This is a genomic window from Dyadobacter sp. 676, assembly GCF_040448675.1.
Taxonomy (GTDB): domain Bacteria; phylum Bacteroidota; class Bacteroidia; order Cytophagales; family Spirosomataceae; genus Dyadobacter.
The window spans coordinates 6,836,956-6,856,402 of record NZ_CP159289.1; the positions used below are offsets into that span (position 1 = coordinate 6,836,956).

The 19,447-nt window shown below is 51.3% G+C and carries 15 protein-coding genes and 1 tRNA gene; 5 read left to right on the plus strand and 11 right to left on the minus strand.

Annotation, left to right across the window (positions count from 1 at the left end; translation table 11 throughout):
- The first annotated feature begins 369 nt into the window (after window positions 1-369).
- The gene (locus ABV298_RS29960; protein WP_353719795.1) at window positions 370-4,572 is read left to right on the plus strand and encodes a M4 family metallopeptidase; all 4,203 of its coding nucleotides are present in this window, start codon (window positions 370-372) and stop codon (window positions 4,570-4,572) included.
- Between the two features lie 59 nt (window positions 4,573-4,631).
- On the opposite strand, the gene ABV298_RS29965 is transcribed toward ABV298_RS29960, so the two are convergent.
- The 6 genes from ABV298_RS29965 to ABV298_RS29990 all read right to left on the minus strand — a co-directional run bounded on the left by ABV298_RS29965 (window position 4,632) and on the right by ABV298_RS29990 (window position 12,141).
- Entirely contained in the window at window positions 4,632-5,171 is a 540-nt protein-coding gene (locus tag ABV298_RS29965) for a hypothetical protein (protein WP_353719796.1), read from the minus strand.
- A 114-nt stretch (window positions 5,172-5,285) separates the two neighbouring features.
- Entirely contained in the window at window positions 5,286-6,785 is a 1,500-nt protein-coding gene (locus ABV298_RS29970; protein WP_353719797.1) for a RagB/SusD family nutrient uptake outer membrane protein, read from the minus strand.
- A gap of 10 nt (window positions 6,786-6,795) precedes the next feature.
- Window positions 6,796-9,888 (minus strand): TonB-dependent receptor, encoded by a 3,093-nt coding sequence (locus tag ABV298_RS29975; protein WP_353719798.1) that lies wholly within the window; start codon window positions 9,886-9,888, stop codon window positions 6,796-6,798.
- A 266-nt stretch (window positions 9,889-10,154) separates the two neighbouring features.
- Window positions 10,155-10,598 (minus strand): hypothetical protein, encoded by a 444-nt coding sequence (locus ABV298_RS29980; RefSeq protein WP_353719799.1) that lies wholly within the window; start codon window positions 10,596-10,598, stop codon window positions 10,155-10,157.
- A gap of 113 nt (window positions 10,599-10,711) precedes the next feature.
- Window positions 10,712-11,317 (minus strand): alpha-ketoglutarate-dependent dioxygenase AlkB, encoded by a 606-nt coding sequence (locus ABV298_RS29985; RefSeq protein ID WP_353719800.1) that lies wholly within the window; start codon window positions 11,315-11,317, stop codon window positions 10,712-10,714.
- A 68-nt stretch (window positions 11,318-11,385) separates the two neighbouring features.
- Window positions 11,386-12,141: an MBL fold metallo-hydrolase gene (locus ABV298_RS29990; protein ID WP_353719801.1), complete on the minus strand. Its 756-nt coding sequence runs from the start codon at window positions 12,139-12,141 to the stop codon at window positions 11,386-11,388.
- A gap of 101 nt (window positions 12,142-12,242) precedes the next feature.
- On the opposite strand from ABV298_RS29990, the gene ABV298_RS29995 reads away from it, so the two are divergent.
- Window positions 12,243-13,145, plus strand: a complete 903-nt coding sequence (locus ABV298_RS29995; RefSeq protein WP_353719802.1) for a LysR family transcriptional regulator — start codon at window positions 12,243-12,245, stop codon at window positions 13,143-13,145.
- 7 nt (window positions 13,146-13,152) lie between these two features.
- On the opposite strand, the gene ABV298_RS30000 is transcribed toward ABV298_RS29995, so the two are convergent.
- The 3 genes from ABV298_RS30000 to ABV298_RS30010 all read right to left on the minus strand — a co-directional run bounded on the left by ABV298_RS30000 (window position 13,153) and on the right by ABV298_RS30010 (window position 14,570).
- On the minus strand, window positions 13,153-13,737 hold the full coding sequence (locus tag ABV298_RS30000; protein WP_353719803.1) for an RNA polymerase sigma factor: 585 nt from the start codon (window positions 13,735-13,737) through the stop codon (window positions 13,153-13,155).
- A 177-nt stretch (window positions 13,738-13,914) separates the two neighbouring features.
- The gene (locus ABV298_RS30005) at window positions 13,915-14,349 is read right to left on the minus strand and encodes a hypothetical protein (protein ID WP_353719804.1); all 435 of its coding nucleotides are present in this window, start codon (window positions 14,347-14,349) and stop codon (window positions 13,915-13,917) included.
- A complete protein-coding gene (locus tag ABV298_RS30010; protein ID WP_353719805.1) occupies window positions 14,280-14,570 on the minus strand; it encodes a carboxypeptidase-like regulatory domain-containing protein in 291 nt (96 codons plus the stop codon). The genes ABV298_RS30005 and ABV298_RS30010 overlap by 70 nt, the downstream gene beginning before the upstream one ends.
- Window positions 14,571-15,063: 493 nt before the next feature.
- Between ABV298_RS30010 and ABV298_RS30015 the strand changes: the two genes are divergently transcribed.
- The 3 genes from ABV298_RS30015 to ABV298_RS30025 all read left to right on the plus strand — a co-directional run bounded on the left by ABV298_RS30015 (window position 15,064) and on the right by ABV298_RS30025 (window position 16,606).
- Window positions 15,064-15,136, plus strand: a tRNA-Lys gene (locus ABV298_RS30015).
- Window positions 15,137-15,276: 140 nt separating this feature from the next.
- Window positions 15,277-15,627 carry a transposase gene (locus tag ABV298_RS30020; protein WP_353719806.1) on the plus strand — a complete coding sequence of 117 codons (351 nt, stop codon included), beginning with the start codon at window positions 15,277-15,279 and terminating at the stop codon, window positions 15,625-15,627.
- A 133-nt stretch (window positions 15,628-15,760) separates the two neighbouring features.
- Window positions 15,761-16,606: a transposase gene (locus ABV298_RS30025; protein ID WP_353719807.1), complete on the plus strand. Its 846-nt coding sequence runs from the start codon at window positions 15,761-15,763 to the stop codon at window positions 16,604-16,606.
- Window positions 16,607-16,992: 386 nt separating this feature from the next.
- Here the strand turns inward: ABV298_RS30025 and istB are convergent, their stop codons facing one another.
- Complete coding sequence (istB, locus tag ABV298_RS30030; protein ID WP_353718797.1) at window positions 16,993-17,742, minus strand: IS21-like element helper ATPase IstB; 750 nt, start codon at window positions 17,740-17,742, stop codon at window positions 16,993-16,995.
- Window positions 17,743-17,762: 20 nt separating this feature from the next.
- Window positions 17,763-19,190 carry an IS21 family transposase gene (gene istA / locus ABV298_RS30035; protein WP_353719808.1) on the minus strand — a complete coding sequence of 476 codons (1,428 nt, stop codon included), beginning with the start codon at window positions 19,188-19,190 and terminating at the stop codon, window positions 17,763-17,765.
- Window positions 19,191-19,447 lie beyond the last annotated feature (257 nt).

A 19,447-nucleotide genomic window follows, 5' to 3' on the forward strand; every position in this document is an offset into this window, starting at 1 on the left:
GACCCAGGCGGGTGGTTGTTGATGCGAAGCCGGACAGCAGGGTCCTAATGCGGGTAACAACAAATGCAGGTGATTGGTTTAAACAAACCGGCCACCTAATAATTTAATAACAAACGAATTGGCATTCGCCGAAACTTTATCGATTTGACTACTCTGTCGAAATAATCCCTTAACCGAAACGGTATCCACGTTACGGGATCATAGTCATACTTCCAATCCTTTACGAACCTTCTTTCAAACAACATGGATCGAAATGGGCAGAGATGCGAAAAACACATCAATATAATTCAAATCACTTTCGCCGGTGCTTCAAACAATAGATTATTTCAGTAAATTCGACACGAATCACCCCAATATTCTACATGCTTTATGAAAAAAAGTCTACTCATTATCTTCCTGCTATTACTGTACGTCCCGCTTGCTTTTTCACAGGCATCCACCAAGGGCGAGATCGAAGCGTTTGCCGCCCGGACAGGCGCATTACCGACGATAGACAGGGCTACCAATTCACTGGGTTTTCTCAGATTTCCTTCCGACCGGGCATTTCAGGTCAGGGGCGGCGACGCCGTGCAGAAATCGATGAATTTTATCACCGAAAACAAAGTGCTGTTCGGGCTCCGTGCCAATCAGGACGATTTCCGGCTCCGCAAGCAGGAGGCGGATATTTACGGGTTGGAAAATGTCACATTGCAACAAACGTACAAGGGCGTACCGGTTTACGACGGGCTCATGAAATTCCATTACAATAAAGGCCTCGCCCTCGCCTCGCTGAACGGCAACTATATTTCCGATATCAAGGTAAATGTAAGCCCTACCATTGCCCAGCACGATGCCGAATCAAGGGCAGTCCGGCATGTAAATGCCCAATACAAGACCGCAGAGGACCTGACAACCGGCAAAAGTACCCTGTACATTTTCCAGAAGGGCCTGGTGCAGGGTTACAATGGACCCAAGCTTCTCGTTTATCAGGTCGAAGTACGGAATAATGCCGGTATCAGGGAATTTGTATTCGTGGACGCGCATAGCGGACAGATCGTAGAGCAATTCACGGGTACCCACCATATAACCCGCAAATTGTACGAAAATTCCCTGGCGAACCAGGTGTGGACCGAGGGAAATGCATTCCCCGGAACGCTGGACAAGTGGCAGCAATCGGAGGTTGCGACGTCCGGCTTTATTTACAACCTGATGAAAAACGCGTTCGGCCGCACGTCGTACAACGGCGCCGACGCTACCATGATCACGATCAACAACAAAACGGGTATTAACTGTCCGAACGCAAACTGGGATGGCGTCAGCGCGAATTATTGCTCCGGTATCGCTACCGACGACGTGGTGGCGCACGAATGGGCGCACGCATACACGGAGTACACCAGCGAACTGGTGTATGCATGGCAGCCGGGCGCGCTCAACGAAGCGTATTCGGATATCTGGGGGGAAACAGTCGACATCCTGAACGGTTACATGGATGAAGGAGAATCCAGTGCTGCAAGAACCGGTTGCGGAAGTTCGGACCGGTGGATTATAGGTGAAAAAATCGAGGCTACGGAATCGGCAAAACGGGACATGTGGAATCCCGCCTGCTTTGGCCAGCCGGGCAAAACGTCGGACGCACAGTACTGGTGTTCGTCGGACGACAACGGCGGCGTGCACACCAACAGCGGTATCCTGAACCACGCCTATGCACTGCTCGTAGACGGTGGAACCTATAACGGTCAGACCATCAATGGAATCGGGTTGACGAAGGCAGCCCACATTTTCTGGCGTGCGCAATCGCAATTCATGACCTCTACGACGGACTTTTCGGCCCAGGCCGACATACTGGAAGCCGCAGCCGCCGGGTTGGTGGGCATTAATCTCACAGCACTTTCTACCGGCACTGGTCCCTCGGGCAGCTCGGGGCAATCCATAACCGTCGCCGATTTGCAAGAGCTGGCCAAAACGATCGCCGCCGTTGAAATGCGCGAAAACGTCAGCTGCGAGTTTTACACCGTATTGAAACCGGCGCCCGCGTTGTGCGAAGGCGCCAACCCGGGATTGGCCATCTTTTACGAAAATTTCGAATCCGGCCTGGGGAGCTTCACAACCGCTTCGGAAACTTCCTCGCCGACGTGGTTTTCCCGCCGATGGCAGCAAGCGAATGCACCCGCCGGGCGGCCGGGGAAAGTGGCCTACGGGATAGATTACACCGGGGGCGATTGCAATACCAATTTGCAGAATGGCCTGATCCGCCTGGAAAGCCCGGTGATTACGATCCCCGCCGGAACGGCCGGCAATCTGAACCTGGCATTCGATCATTACGTAGACATGGAGGATACCTGGGATGGAGGTAATATCAAGTACAAGATCAACAATGGCGCGTGGACACTCCTGCCGGCATCGGCGTTCACGGCCAATCCTTACAACAATTTTCTCAACTACGCATCGGCCGGGAATGATAACCCCCTGGCATCCCAACCAGCCTTTACCGGCTCGGACGAAGGCTCCGTAATAGGCACGTGGGGACAAAGCCAGGTGAACCTTTCCGCCCTCGGGCTTGTGGCGGGCAATACCATCCAGTTCCGGTTTGAGCTGGGTACCGACGGCTGCGGCGGCTACGACGGCTGGTATATCGACGATTTCCGGGTGTATTCCTGCGCCGTCACACCGGCGGTCCATTTCGCCGCCACCGGCACCGTTATGAACGAAGGCGAGGCAACAACGGCCGGAACCGGGTGCCTTGATTATATCGACAAGACCGTCACTATTCAGATCGACAAAGCGCCAAGTCAGCCGGTTACGGTTACCTTTAACACCCCGGCGGGTACAGCCAAACAAGGTACCGACTACACGATATCGCCCGCATCGGTAACATTGTCGGCGGGAGCGCCTACCGCGAACGTGGTAATCCGGGTTTTCAACGATGCTTATGTGGAAGAAGCGGAGACAATCGATCTGTCGTACAGTATCGATGCCAATGGCGGCGACGGATATGCGGCCGTCGGTTTTCAGAACTTCCGGTTCACAATTGTAGACGACGACCTCGCCCCGGGCAATTACACCGACACGCTGTTGAACTCCGATTTCAATAACGGAACACAGGGCTGGTCGATCGTCAATGGCGGCAACAGTTTCCACTCCTGGGAAATCACCCAGTACACCGACGCCGGCCTCGACGCGGCAAAATCTCCGTTTTTCTTCGCCAACAGCGACATCCAAAACGGCCAGTTCTACGATTTCGACGAATATCTCGAATCACCATCCATCAATACCTCCGGTAAAAAGAACCTGGTTCTCACATTTTCGCAGGACTGGCGGCCATATAACGACGGTTATAACGAACAGGGTATCGTGGAGGTGTGGGATGGATCGGCCTGGCACGCCCTGCTTACCCAGAACCAGGCAACGGGCCGCAAAGGGAACATGCTGACTTACACACCAGATGTCGTACATCTGCCCATACCCGATGCCTACGCCAACCTGAATATGAAAGTACGCTTTCGTTACGTCGCCAAATGGCAATACTGGTGGGCAATCGACGACGTGAAGGTGACGGCCACCAATTCGACGCAGATCATGTCGGCGGTGAACACCGGCGATGCGGCACGCGAATACCTTGGGCCAAACGAAACGGCCGTTTTCTACGATCCTGCGACAGGCTACCTCCTGGCGAAAATCAAAAACCTTAGTTCGCACGATTACGGCTGCACCACCGTTGAAGTGGATCGCTCGGGCACAAACGGGACGTCGTGGTTCGGGAGCTACGAGGTATCGAACAAGACCTTCAAAGTAACGCCCACCAACAATAATCCCAATGGGCAGTACGAGATTACGCTCTATTACAAAGGTTCCGAATTAAATACCTTCATGCCGGCCAGCATCCAGTCGATGGGCAAAAGCCCGGGAAGTATCGCCTCCAGCGACGCGGCGACAACCGCCCTGGTAGCGGTGGCAGCGACCCCGGCGTTCAGCGGCGACTATGCATTTACTTCGACTTTCAACACCGGATTCTCGGGTTTCGGCCTCTCGAATGCGCCTCCGGGAGCTGCATTGCCTGTGACTTTGGTAGATTTCGAAGGCAAACACACCTCCGAAGGCAATGTGCTGCAATGGACGACCAGTTCGGAAAGCAACAACGATTATTTTGCTATCGAGGAAAGCTACAATGGAAAGGACTTTACAGAATCGGGACGGGTGAAAGGTATCGGTAATGCCTCCGTGGCAAACCATTACAGTTTTACCGATCCGGATTTCGGCAAAGGCATTACCTATTATCGCCTCAAACAGGTGGATTTCGATGGCAGGTACGCATATAGCCGTATCGTCGCTATCGACGCGCCTTTGGCCGGGAATGTGCGGTTCTACCCTAACCCCGTCCAATCGATGCTCAGTATCGAACTTCCCAACCTGCAAAGTTCCTGGGTTAAGGCACGGGTGATCAACGCTTCGGGCCGGGAAGTGATCGTGAAGGAAAGAGCCGCCGTTCAAAACGGCAGGCTGAATATCCAGCTCGGCAAACTTCCGGCGGGCATTTATCAGGTGCTGATCACCAACGAGGAGGTCCGTTACCGGTTATCGGTATTCAAACCGTAACGGATCGACGCATACAAAAATGGGTTGCATGTTTGTGCAGCCCATTTTTGTATAAAACCTTAATATACCTCATCCATTATTTTCACCAGCCAGTCGGCCACCGCCTTTGCATTGGTATCCTGATTATGGATGGTTACGTTGCCTGTTTGCCGGAGCAGCACGGCGGTGTAAGTCTTCTTGCCAGCATTGTAGGTGTAGCTATAAAAGCGCGTTAGACCGAGGTCGGCGCCGCCTGGTACCGGTTTCGAGAAATCCTTTCCGGCGATCCCGGCCGAGGTTTTGATGTACTTTTCGAGCTCAGCGCCGTCAATTTTAATCGAAGAAACCGTCGTTTGCGAAACGTTGGCTTCCATTTCTTCTTTCGAGAGCGTCGTCTTTATATTCGCGTCGTTCCAGTTGGCGGGCATGTCGTAGGTCCTCACCTGTCCTTGTTTATCAATTAAAAAGCCTTTCCGCTGGCTTCCCCAGGCTTCGTTTGTATAATATACTTCAAAATAAATCTCCTGCCCGTCGGCAACCACCGCGTCGTCGGAACACGAAACGGACAGCGCCATCAACAGGGTGTAAAGCAGGATCGGGACGATGCGCAGGGGCTTCATTCTTGAAATGACTGGTTGGTATAAAGTTAATCATTTTACAACATCGAATGACGGTATTAAAAAAATGCCCCGCAAGAACGCGGGGCATCGAAAGGCCGATAAAAAAGTAACGGGTTACTCGGGGTTCTGAACCAGCGCGGGATTCAGCACTGTTTCCGCTTCCGGGAAGAAATGCACCACGCGCGGGTGCGTGTACGGGATCTCCTGTTTCACGGCACCGGCCACCAAATGCGTACCTGGATAATTGCGCTCCATTGTGCGTTTGTTTCGGAAAACATCGTATTTACGCAGGCCTTCCCAGGCAAGTTCCAGATGCGCTTCTTCGAGCACCACGTCGAGCACGCTGGTGTAACCCATCATGTTAGTGGCCGAGAAAAGCTCGTTACCCGACAACCCGGCACGTTTGCGAATCAGGTTTACGTCTTCCAGCGCTTCCGCGTTCCTGCCGAGCTTGGCATTGGCCTCGGCACGGATCAGGTACATTTCGGCCAGTCTGAATAGTACCGGCGAGCTCAGCATCGGGTAACCTTCCTGGTAAGAAAACTTGCTGATATAGTACTTCGGATAGCCGTTCCGGGTTGCCAGCACTTTGTTGCCTGCCGCATCGGTTTTGATCGAACCGTCGGGATTCTTCTCATATACCGGAATGATGTATTCCCGGCGCTTGTCGTTCGGAAATTTGTCGATCAGTTTGCGGTATTTTTCGGACGCATACATTTCGCCCCAGCCCTCGCCGTCTGACAAATACATCGCGCCGATCGCCGAGTAGCCGCGGTTGTCTTTCACGGTGTGCCGTATCGCAAAAATGGTTTCGGTATTCGACTCGGGAACGGTGGTATAATATTTTGGCAAATTGGCCGTCGGAACGAGCGAATAACGGTTAGAGCCGATGACCTTGTTGGCATATTCGATGGCCTTTTCGTTGTTTTCCATATAAAGATAAATGCGGCTCAGCATCGCATAGGCGACCTCTTTGGAAGCGAAATTGTTATTCTTGGCGACGGTCATCAGGCTGATCGCCTTTTCGAGGTCCTGGATAACGGCGGCATAAACTTCCTTCACCGTTCCGCGGGTCTGCTTCTCGGCCGGGGGCACCGTAGATTTAACCAGAATCACACCGGGCGACGCACCCGCATCGGGAGCGTACGGACGTGCGAATACGTTGGCCAGGTGGAAATGCAGCAATGCCCGCAGAAAGTAATTTTCCCCGAGAACCTGGTCGAGCTCGGCCGACTGCCCTTCCTTCAAAAGCTCGATGATCACATTTGTGCCGTATATGGCCTGATACGATTTCGTATAGAAATTCGTAGCCAACGCGCTGGTTTTAATGTGATTGTAATTATAGGAAAAATATAGCGGATCGGCCGTGGTACCGCTCAACGAAACATTGTCGGAAGGGAATTCCGACATCATATGGTAGGAACGGATATAGTTTCCGTCCTTTAAAATGGCGTAATTGCCCAATGTGGCCGCTTTGAGGCCTTCGGGCGTATTCACAACCTGTGTCGAGGTGAGGCCGTCGTAAGGTGTGATGGTCAGTTCGTCGGAACATCCCGTAAGCAATGTCCCGCCCAGCAGTACTGCGAATGCGGTTGATTTGATATATCGCTTCATGGTTATTGGCTTAGAAATTAAGGTTTACACCGAACATCAGCTTTTTGCTGCTTGGATAACGTGAGCTGTTGGTACCGTTGCTGAGATCCACTTCCGGGTCGACGCCCGAAAATTTAGTCCATGTAACGAGGTTGTCGCCGCTGACAAACACCGACAATCCACTGATTTTCAGACGGTCCGTAAATACCTTGGGAATATCGTACGTCAGGCGCACGTTACGCAGGCGCAGATAGCTGCCGTCTTCCAGGTAACGCGACGACGTTTTGTTCGAGTTCTTGTTGCCGTTCACGACCGCCTTCGGATGGGTAGCGATGTCGCCCTCCTTCTCCCATCGTGTCCAGCCGTCCTGCAAACGCATTTTATTGTAAGTCGGATAAGCGCCGTCGTCGTCGAACAGCTCTCGGTTATAGATATAGACCTTGTTGCCCGAAACGAACGTAAAGAATGCGGAAAGCGTCAGCCCGCCGTATTTGAATGTATTGGTGATACCTCCGGTGAATTTGGGGTTTCTCGAACCTACGAAAACACGTGTAGCGCTGTTGTAAACATTGGTGGTCGATTCCACGATATTGCCCGAAGCATCCTTCGTCTGCAATAACCACAACGGGTCGCCGTTGGCCGGATCGACGCCCATCCATTTCCGCATATACCACGAACCCAGCTCCCTGCCCACTTCAATGCGCTGGTTACCGCTCTCGATCGGCTCGTTTTTGTTGAGCGCCAGCACCTTGTTGCGGTTTATAGAGAAATTGAAGCTTGTTTCCCAGTTGAATGCACCGCGGAGATTCTTCGATGTAATTTCAAGATCGATACCGCGGTTCCGGACCGACCCGATGTTCTGTATCTGGGAAGTAAAACCGGTGGTTGCTTCCAGCGGCACATTTTGCAACACATCCTTGTTCAGGCGGTTGTACAGGTCGATTACGAGATCCACGCGGTTGAAAAACCCGATATTGATCCCGGCATCGTAGGTATAAGCCTTTTCCCAGGTCAGGTTCGGGTTAGCCTTGCGGGCAGGGAAACCGGCCGGCAGGCCACCATACTGCGCATTGAAATCATACAGGTCCTGCGCCACAAAATCACCAATGTTGGCATTGCCCGTCGTACCGTAACTCGTGCGGATCTTGAACAGATGGATCTTATCTTTCAGGGAAGCGAAGAACTCCTCTCCCGAAACATTCCACGCGGCGCCGACGGAATAGAAGTTACCGTAGCGGTTGTCCTTGCCGAACCGCGACGAGCCATCGCGACGGAACGAGACGGTGGCAAAATACTTGCCGTGCAGATCGTAGTCGACGTTGATGAATGCCGACGCGAACGCATTTTTGGTCTTATAGCCGGTCAGCGAAGTCGGCGTTGCGGTCACGTTCAGGATATCGAGCGACGGGAAAATGCCCTGGCCGGTGCCGCCCATTCCGTCCGTTTTGTTTCCCTGAAACTCCGCGCCGAGAATGGCGTTGAAAGTATGCGCACCGAAGGATTTGTTCGCATTCAGCAGGTTCGAAGTGATAAAACCGTTGGTATACTCGTAGGAATTCGTCAGCGAGCCGTTGTACGACTTACCGTTCGGCGTACGCGCATCGACGTTCGATTCGGTACGGAGGTTGGTGATCGTGTAGCGGTTGGACGTCGAGAAAGTCAGCCAGTCGAGGATATTGTATTCCAGTTTAAAATCGCCCTGAATACCCGAGCCGCGGTTCTGGTTGAAGTTGTATTGGTTGTTAAACAAAAAGTTGTTCCTGTCGCGGCCATACCAGTCGGTGGTGTTGGCATCGACATAACGGTACGAACCATCCGCATTATACGGATTATCCCACGGCAAGTTAATGTACCCCTGATACAAATATCCCTGGTCGTTCTGGCGATTATTGAAATAAGTATTCACACGGGCCGTCACTTTTACTTTGTCGTTCACGTTATGCTCGACGTTGGCACGGAAGTTGACGTTCTCATACCCGGTTTTCAGGATCACGCCCTCTTCGTTGTAGTAATTGGCCCCGAAGTGGAAACGGGTCCGGTCGGTACCGCCCGACATCGACAACGCGTGGTTGTGTGTAATACCGGTCCGGAAAGTTTTGTCGAGCCAATCGGTATTACCGGGCGTGGCGGGCATAAAACGGCTTTGATAACCCGCGTAGGCTGTTGGAAAATTGTTAGCGGTCAAATAGGCGTTTATCTGCTCCTCCGTCGGGTTTGGGGTATTGGCGCTTAGCTGGGCGATATAATTGGCACGTTTGGTATCGTAATCGTTCCGATACATATAATTCGTAAAATCGTACAGTTCCTGCCCGTTCATCACCTCGAAATTCCCCCGCAGCACCTTGCTGAACCCGACCGACCCGTTGTAATTGATCTGCGTTTTGCCGGCCTTTCCGCTTTTCGTGGTAATCACGACGACGCCATTGGAAGCGCGGGAACCATATAAACCGGTCGCCGCGGCATCTTTCAGGATGGATATCGAGGCAATGTCGTTGGGATTGGCCGTTCCGCCGATCAACCCGTCGATCACGTACAGCGGCTCCGCCCCTGCGGTAATGGAACCGGTCCCGCGTACACGCACGCTCGGCTCCGTACCCGGCGCGCCGCTCGCACTCGACACCACCACGCCCGCAGCGCGCCCCTGCAACAGCGTAGCGGTATTGTTGCTCGTAACGGTTTGTAATTCCGAACCTTTAATCACCGACACCGAGCTTACGAGCTCGGACTTCGATCTGCTGGAATAACCCGTTACCACTACCTCGTCGAGGCTCGAAACATCTTCCAGCAAGGTAATGTCGATCACCGCCCGGTTGCCGACCGGAATATGCTGCGATTTAAAGCCGATAAAACTGGCCACCAGCACATCTGCCGCACTGCTGGATTGAATGGTAAACTGCCCCTCCGCGTCCGTCTGCGTACCGACGGTCGTTCCCTGGATCACAATGTTCACGCCTATCAGCGGAACACCCTTGCTATCGACGACCTTGCCTTTGACGGGCCCCGTCGCACGCGCTGCGGGGTATGCTGTCGGCCTCGCGGCCGCGTCAAGCGGCGCCATCAGCGGCATGGCGAGTCCCACCACAGCGGCTGTTCGAAACAGAATTTGGGTAAATCTCGGTTTCATAAAGTGAAAAAATCGGTTAATGAGTTAAGAGTAGAATAAATTCGTTAGAAATCTAACCACACCAAAATTAACCGCGCCACCGACATTCACAAGAAAAAACCTTAAAATGTGTTCGAACACGCTTACATTTTTGCTTTTAAATTCTAGTCTTTATTTCTGATGGATTAAGACTAGAACTTATCCTACAAACAGGCGGAAATAAAAATGGGCTGATATTTCAGCCCATTTCTATCCATGATTAAAATTACAATCGCCATCCTGCACCACTATTCCACCGCTACATATTTGCCCGAGCAAGCCTCGATGCATCCGTAGCTGATCGTCACTTTGCTGGCCGACAGGTCGGAATAAAACCAGATATGCGACGGTGCCTTTTTGTCGATCGGGATCATTTCAAGCCTTTTGTCGTCCAGGATTTTGTAAGCGTTGAACATCGGCACCGACGACTGGCCCTGACCTTTCTCCTCGACGAATTCGCCGTTTTCCTTGAATTCGATGGTATGGGCCATCGTGGCTTCCACCGGGTGATAAGTGCCGCTGCCGTCGCCCGGATCGCCGAGGTATTCGGTGATCTTCCATTTCCCGATCAGGGCATTGTTTTCTTTAAACGCCCTTTTCGCATTATCGTCGGCAGGATCGGCCGTTTCGTTTTTGCAGGCGGCTACCGTCCAGAGCATGATCAGCGTAAGGAGAATACGGGTTGTTTTCATGGGCTAATGTCAAATTGGTTCCGGTTACTTAGATACCGGCCACGCGGTTTTCGTTGGAACCCCTCTTAAATTTCTTGTCCTAAACAGGCATCAGCGAAGCGAATCGTCCGCTATCACCTGATCGTCCTGAAAGTGAGATTGATGCGTGGCCCGTTCGCGGCTTTCGATTTGGGGACACGGTGTTCCCAGGTATGTTGTAAATCGCCCTTCATGATCAGCAAAGAACCATTTTCGAGCGTCAGGCCGTATTTCCGGCTGTGGTCGGGTCGGTACCGGAATTCGAACCGACGCTCCTGCCCCAGGCTTAGCGATGCGATCACGGGGTTCCGGCCGAGCTCGTGCTCGTTATCGCCGTGCCAGGCAACGGAGTCGTTCCCATTACGGTAATAGTTCAGCAACACGCTGTTAAAGGTGAAACCTGTCTTTTCCCCGATACGCTGTTTTAGGTCTGCCAATTCGGGCGTCCAGGCATAAGGCTCGAACCGCGTGCCCGAAAAGGCATAAGCCCTGTCGGTGTCGCCGTACCAGGCCATCAGACGCGGCGCCAGCACTTCCTTGCCGTACATTTGCATGGACTGCTGGCGCCACGGCACTTTCGCTATCCATTTTTGCATCAATGCAATGCTTTCGGCCGCGGGAACAAAGCCCGGGTAGTAGTCGAGCAGGTTCTCCGGGAACTGTAATGCTTCCTGCGAGCCGAAAAGACTTAACTGTTTCATTTCAGGTCTGTCGATGGGAGTTTGAAATACCATAACAACAAACTTGCTGAAAAAGTCTGTGCCGAGCGTTAAGCGTCCGCCGCAACGACCGGCAAGACTACTCCGCTGCCGGGTTCGGTCCACAGCACTTTCACCTGCTGCGCCAGCGATTCCCGCGCCATTTCTTCTTCCATTTGCGGGTGCTGATGGTACATGCCTTCTTTATGAAAACCGTAATGAATCGGCACGAGCACGTCGGCGTGCAGCAGGCGTGCCACCGTAACCGCCTGAATGGGCGTCAGCGTAATAGGAACCGGCGTTGGTGCGACGCGCGGAATGTTCACCACAGCGCCGTTCACAGGCAAGAACACGGCGTCGAAATGTTGCCAGGTCTTTCCAAGCTGCCAGAACTGGTTGTGCCACATCGTATCGCCGCCATGCAGAATACGCTGGCCGTCCGCCTCGATAACCCAGGAAACCTGCTTGTCGCCCACGCCGTCCATGGCGAATACGGGCGTTACCGCAAAATTCCCGTACCGGCGGGTCTCATTCAGCGAAACACCTGTTGGGGCAAAGCCGTCGGCAGTTAATTCGGGCACGATTGCTTCGGAAGCGATAAATTTCCCTTCCGGTTTCAGAACAGCCCTGATCGCCTCCGGGTCGTAATGATCGGAGTGCAGATGTGTTATCAGCACCGCGTCCGCAGCGGTGTCGGAGACAAATTGTACCGGATTTTCAGGACCGATGGATGCGCCGCGCCGGTAATTCTGCACGGCATCTATCAGTAGTACCTGTCCGTCGGATTCGACTTTAAGTCCTGCCCAAGATAATCTTTGGAGTTTCATGTGCTGTCGTTTTTTAGTACACCACAAAGTTAGCCAGTCGATTTACATGAGCAAAATGATTTATTTTTATAAATTTGATGAGCTAATTTCATATATAAATCATGTTAACGCTTCAACATCTCTATATCATCGAAAAGATCACCAGCGAAGGCTCCGTTACCAGGGCAGCCGAAAAGCTGAATCTTACCCAATCGGCATTGAGCCACCAGATCCGCGACCTGGAAGCGGCAAGCGGACTGAAACTTTTCAACAGAATTGGCAAAAAGCTGGTGCTCAACGAGGCCGGCCAGCGTGTGGTGGCAGGCTCGCGGCAAGTGTTACCCGTTATACGCGAACTGGAAGCGGAATTGAAAGCCATGCGGGAAGGCAAAAAGCAGACGATCCGTATCAGCACCGAATGCTACACTTGCTACCATTGGCTGCCGAGGCTACTTACCGACTTTCACCAGGATTACCCGGGCATCGACATCCAGATCGTAGCCGAAGCCACCCGCCGCCCCATGGAATACCTTGAAGCCGGCAAACTGGAACTTGCACTCGTAAACGGCACCAACGGCAGCACCAGCCTGCATTTCGAACCGCTTTTTGAAGACCGCATGATAGCACTGCTTTCCGATAGACACCCACTCGCACTGCGCAACACGCCGCTCGAATTTACAGATATCCATTCCGAAACCCTGGTGGCGTTCCAGATCGGCAAAAGCGACGGGCTGCTCAATGAAGACCTTGTTTCAAGCCTTTCGCCCCGAAAAGTGATCCATATTCCGATGACCGAGGCGATCGTCGAAATGGTGCGGTTCGGTATGGGAATCACAGTTATGGCCGAATGGGCCGCACGTCAGTACCTGGACGCGGGGGGGATTGGCCACGCTGCCTTTCCGCGCGGACATCGGTACCCGGCGCTGGTATGCGTGCACGCACAAAGACCGGAGCGAATCGCTGGCACATCTGGTAAGCCGGATTCAGACGGCATTGCTTGGCAAAACCGACCCGGTGACCGTTAGCTGATCTTCAGGGCATTTCGTAGCCGGAAATACCTTGCTCCTTCAATCTTTTCATCAGCAGGTTCCGTCCCCGCAGCAACTGCGAGCGGGAAGTGCTGTCGGTGATCGAAAGCGTTTTTGCGATTTCAATGTGCGAATAACCGTGAATCAGATGCAGGTTCACAATCTTTTTATAGCCTTCGGGCAGTTTGGAAATCATCTCGTTGATGAGCCCCATGTTTAGCCTGTCGACAATCGAAATGTGGTCGTTGGACTCGAGATCGAGCGGGGCCATGTCAATCGAATGGTTCAGGACTTCCTTCTTCGTCGTGCGGTGGTAATAATTAATGGCTGTACGGGTAACAACCGACCGCATCCAGGATTCGATCGATTCGAGGTTCTGTACATCATTAAGGTATCTGAAAATCTTGACGAACGATTCCTGGTAGATGTCCTCAGCCTCCATGCGCGTGCGGGCGAAACGTGAGCAAATGCGCATCAGTTCGCTCCTGAAACGGTTGTAGAATATCGTTTGTGCACGCGGGTCATGGTTTTGGCAGGCGCTGACCAGGTCGCTCAGCGTGCGGTAGTTCTTTTTAGTCGATGTCTTCATGAGCTGTGAAACGAGTTGGGTAATAACTGACTGATGATCTTGTTTTTGGATCTCCGTCCGTTTATCCCTCAAACACGCCCGATCTTATCGGCACAACTCAAAAAAATTTACAAATAAAAAAAGGCCGGAAGCAGCGCTGTACTTCCGGCCTCTGATAATCAATCACTTTGCTAAAATTTATAGGCGGCGCTCAATGTCGTATTTCGTGGCTTCTGTGGGTTCACCGACCAGCGCGGGCGCCACGAAAAACGGCTTTTTGAAACCGGCGTCCTGGAAACTGTTCTCGCTGTGGTAGGCCGTGTTGACCCGCAAGGCAATTCTATCGGCCTTGCTGAGCGGCGCATTAACGTCGGCGGTAACACGGTTCAGGCCGAAACTTCCGGCATTGTAAGCTATTTCGCCCCCAAACTGGTGAAAGGGTTTCCTGGTAATGGTGTTGATCATCCCTCCGTAACTGTAAAACGCGCCGCCGAAAAGCGTACCCGACGGATCTTTGATCACCTGTATTTCCTCCACATTGGCAGGATCGAGGTTACCGCTCGTCAGTCCGGGCAGGCCATTGTAAAGCGTCGGCTGAGCATCGAAACCACATAGCGCGAAATAGGAAGCCAAGCAACCAGCCTATGCAAGCCGGGTTCAATTTTCCGGATCAGGTATTTTCCGTTCCGGTCTGTTAATGCACCTTTGGCCGTGCCGTTCACATTCACCGTTACCAGTTCCACCGGTTCGCCATCCGACGTCCGCACGAACCCGCTGATCGTCCCGTTTTGTCCAAGCACCTTCGTGACAACGAAATAGAGAAACGTTAGGGATAGAAATAGTTTTTTTGTCATACCGCTCGTTTAGATTTTTCGTAAAAATATTATTCAAACTAAATCTAAACACGAAAGAAACAAACGCCGCCGCCAAACTCCACATTTATCATTTTCCAGACAGGTCGTCACTAAAAATCCTGCTCCCACCTATATCTGAAACGCCCGGCTGACAGCCGGTACCTGTCTAAAAAGCCCTTTCCAAAACATCCCTCCTACCTGCGCCGCCCCGTTGTCCGTGCAGCTCTCATATTACCGGCGCATGAACTCAAAAAAAGTTTAAATTTTTTTAGACATTTAAGCTTCTTGACGCCAGCCAATTGCAAAATTTTCCCCATTTCCGCCCGAAAAATAGTACTCTCAAAATTTGTTTGATAAAAACCAAATTGTACTTTTGCACCACGATACGGCGCAACGAGAAACAAAAACCGCTCCAAACGACACCGGTTGTTAAGTTAAAATAAAGCAGAACACCGGTCTCGAAGCAAGTTTTCCAAGCATCAAAATCGCAACCGATTCCGTAGCTCAGCTGGTAGAGCAATACACTTTTAATGTATGGGTCCTGGGTTCGAATCCCAGCGGGATCACTGAAAGTGCCTCAAAGGGCGCTTTTTTCGTTTAAAATGTTCTGAAAATCAGCTTGTTTCAAAATTTTTGAGGATCAGTCCGAAAACTTGGGGAGCGGTGAAAAAAGTAGTTGTTTTGCAATGAATCAACATTGAATACATTGCAAGAGTCCTATTTAGCCCTAGTCCGCTTCCTGTTACCAGAGGGTATCCTCGATTATTTCGAGCTTTCCAAAATCGTCGAAGGCCTCACTGGTCTGCATATTTACTTGGAAGAGAAAAATCTTCCTCCTTCCGAATACAAGGATCAAAAATTAGAATCCAAAGGTTATTTACCTGAGATTTACATTCAGGACTTTCCTATTCGTAATCAAAAAGTTACGCTCTGTATCAAGCGTCGACGCTGGGAAGTCAAGGACACTGGCGAAATTATCAGCAGGGATTGGAATGTGGTGCAACAGGGAACTCGGATGACTAAAGAGTTCGCTGATTTTTTAAAAACAATGTATTGATAATAATCCTGTTAGCTGCTCACAATTAGGGAAATACTTTCATCTGGACGGCAAACAGCTTCAACAACAGTATAAAGACCATATAAGCGACTAGAAAGATTGGGATCAACGCGAGCATGCTGCTGACTGGTTGTTGTACCCTGAGAACACCGGCCCGTATTTAAGCATTGACGAAACCTCTCTTTCCAACGGTGAGCTCTATACAATTGTGACTAACAAAGCAGCCAGAGGCAGAAAAGGCTCATTGGTGGCTATGGTCAAAGGCACGCAAGCTAGCTTGGTCATCGAGGTTTTGAGAAAGATTCCGAAAGGTATTCGAGGTAAAGTACGGGAAGTAACGCTGGATATGGCCGCTAACATGGGGTTGATTGTCAGTCGATGTTTTCCAAAAGCTCTGAAGGTCATCGACCGCTTTCATGTGCAAAAACTTGCCTTTGATGCAGTTCAGGAAATCAGGATACAACATCGTTGGCAAGCCCTGGATCAAGAAAATCAGGCTATTGAAGCTGGCAGGCAATCTGGTTTGGTTTACCAGCCGGAAATTCTTGCCAACGGAGATACCTTAAAACAGCTGCTTGTCAGGAGTAGATATTTGCTTTTCAAGCACCATGACAAGTGGACACCTTCACAGGTTCATCGTTCCAGGCTGCTTTTCGAGCGTTACCCACTAATCGCCCAGGCTTACACGCTCGCAACAGGCTTAGGAACCGTTTTTCGGGTTTGCAAGTCCAAAGAGCAGGCGTTTAAAAGACTGGCATTGTGGTACAATGCAGTTGAAAATTGCGGCTTAGATTCCTTTAAAACCGTTGCCCGATCTATTCAAACGCATTATCTGGACATCCTTAATTTCTTCAATAACAGGAGTACCAACGCTTCGGCAGAGTCATTCAATGCGAAGATCAAGGCTTTTAGATCCTCATCCAGAGGTGTGAGGGATATTCCATTCTTCCTATTCAGGCTTACCAAACTTTATGCTTAATCTCCCCCCAGATTTTCTGCTTGATCCATTTTTGAGTCATTCCTGATCAAAGTAACCTATCCGATTCGGTTACCGTTTCGGTTACCTATCTGATTTTCTAAATTAGGTAACCGAATTTCCGAAAATAGCTTGTGTGATGTGGTTTTGAGGAAATCGATGCGTCGCCTGCGGAAGTCCCCGCGGGGAACATTAGATCACTTAAAAATGTGAAGGATGAAAAGCAATCAGAAACTTTCGATCCTCTTCTGGCTGTTCAAAGCCAAAGCTGGGTATTTCGGAGAAGTTGACCACCTGATTCCGTGGCAAATTGACCACCTAATTGTCTGGCGGCCGGTAGCAGAAAAAAGCTGCAGAAGCAGTTTCAAAATTAGTTAATTAAGGTCGTATTATTGGTAGCTGTTTTCGGGCTCTATTTTTTTCTTTCTTCTCATCGATTCCCCTCTCAGTTCTATGCGGTGCGCGTCGTGAACAATGCGGTCCAGGATAGCGTCGGCAATGGTTTTTTCTCCGATCACTTCATGCCATTTGCTGACGGGCAACTGCGAAGTAATAATCAACGATGCTTTTCCGTGCCGGTCTTCGATGATCTCCATCAGGGCGGCCCTGCTCTGTGCATCGAAGGGCTGGATACCGAAGTCATCGAGCACCAACAGGTGCTGCCGTTCGATCCTGGCGATTTCCTTGATATAAGAGCCGTCAGCCTTGGCCATTTTCAAGCGGGCGAACAGTTTTGGGGTACTCGCGTAAAGTACGCGGTACCCCTGGATGCAGGCTTGATGGCCGATGGCAGTTGCCACATAGCTTTTGCCGATCCCGGTGCTGCCGGTGATCAGCAGGTTCTCATTGCGGGTGATAAAAGAGCAATCAGCCAGGCGCATGACCTGGTTACGGTCCAGACTGCGATCGGCATGGTAATGGATATTTTCGACGACGGCCTTATAACGGAACCGGGCCTGGTAGATCTGCCGCTCTACGCGGCGGTTGTTGCGATCGTCCCACTCGGCGTCCACAAGGTACCCTAATAGCTCATCTGCCGTATAATCATTGGTTTTTCCGCTTTCCAGGCTGGTTTTGAAGGCATGGAACATGCCATAAAATTTAAGCTTGCGCAGCTTCTCCAAGGTGTCATTGTTCATTGTATAGATTGTTTAAAAGGTTACTGATAATATTCTTCACCCCTGATATTGTCGTGGTTAGGCATCGGCAGCTCGTCGGCGAACAGGCTGTCCTCGTACTGGTCCATCTTCTTTTCCAATATCATCTGGATGATTTTGTAGTTATAAATACCATAGCTCAACGCGCGCTGGCATGCGCTGATCAGCCGTTGTTCGCCGGCCTTTTTTGCGAAGGACAAGATGCCGATGCAAGAGCGGTAGGCCTGCTCGGGATGCTGCTTACGGTCCAGTATTTTAAGGATATAAAGCCTTACGTCATCGTGGATCGAAGAAGCCCATTCGACGAACTTATCCGGGGTCCATTCGGTCAAAAAGCGGTGCGTGCTGGCCAGGTGCTCTTTATCGGTCGAGTAATTGTAGGGGCTTTTGACACGCTGATGCAGGGCTATGCGCTCATAACGGTAGTAAATCTCGACCAACGTGCCCGAGAACAGCAATTTGACCTTCTTGCCGATGAACCGGTACGGGACGCTGTAATAGTGCTTGTCGATGCTCAGGTTCACGTGCCCGTTTTTCATCACGGTCGCATGTGACTGCTTTTTGAACTCGTAGCGGAGCAGCGGCAGCGGAGAGAGTGCGCCTCGCTCGATCTCTTCGAACTGAAGCCTGCGGCTGTAATTGCGACCGCGTAGGAGCTGATTATTATGGACTTCCAGGGCCGCCCATATGGCTGCGTTTAGCTCGGATAGTGAGTTAAAAACCTGCTTTCTTAAAGGCGCATAGATCCGGCTGTAAACGATTTTAACAGCCCCTTCGACCAACGCCTTATCGCGTGGCCGGTAAGCCCTGGTGGGTAATATGGTGGTCCCGTAATGGTTGGCAAAGTCCTCAAAAGTCTCGTTCAGGGTAGGTTCATACCGGTTGCTTTTGGTGACGGCCGCCTTGAGATTATCCGGGACTACGGCTGCCGGAACGCCACCGATGTAATGAAAAGCATTCTCACAAGCCAGGATCAGATCTTCTTTTTGCTGGCTCATGACCGCTTCCACATAGGTGAGCTGGCTGGCGCCCAGGATGGCAATAAAGACTTCAACCTCAATTACTTCGCCAGTCTCCCTGTTTACGAAGCTCAGCTTTACACCGGCAAAATCGATATAGAATTTATCGCCCGCTTTATGGTCCTGGTGCATAACAGGATTTACCCGGGCCTTCCACTGAGCCAGGTGGAAGCAGAACTGGGTATAGCCAAAACCGTCAGGGAATTCCTTTTTGTAGCTCTCCCAGAGCGAATAACGTGTCTCGCCGGTTTTTTTGAGCTCTTTATCTATCCGGGGAAAACAGCGCTGTAAGTTCAACAGCCTATCCTGCGGCGGCATCTGTCTAACTGCACCGAAAAACTCGTCCAGCTCTTTATCGTTCAGGCCGTTGATCTGCTCGAAAGTCAGACCGCTCGCTTCAAAAGTAGCCATGTACTTCTTGGCCGTATTGCGGGAAACGCCCGTTTGCTCAGCAATAAAAAAGCTTGCTGCGCCCTTGACTGTACATCCTTAGGATCTGTCTTATCTTATTCATGCTGATAGTCGAATTAGCCATACTTTCCACGGTTGGTATCCGCCAAAAATATGGGTGATTCTACAGCATTTTTCTGCTTGACAGGGTGGTCAGTTTCCTCCGAAACAGGTGGTCAGTTTGCTCCGAAACGGGGTGGTCAATTTCAGCCGGAACA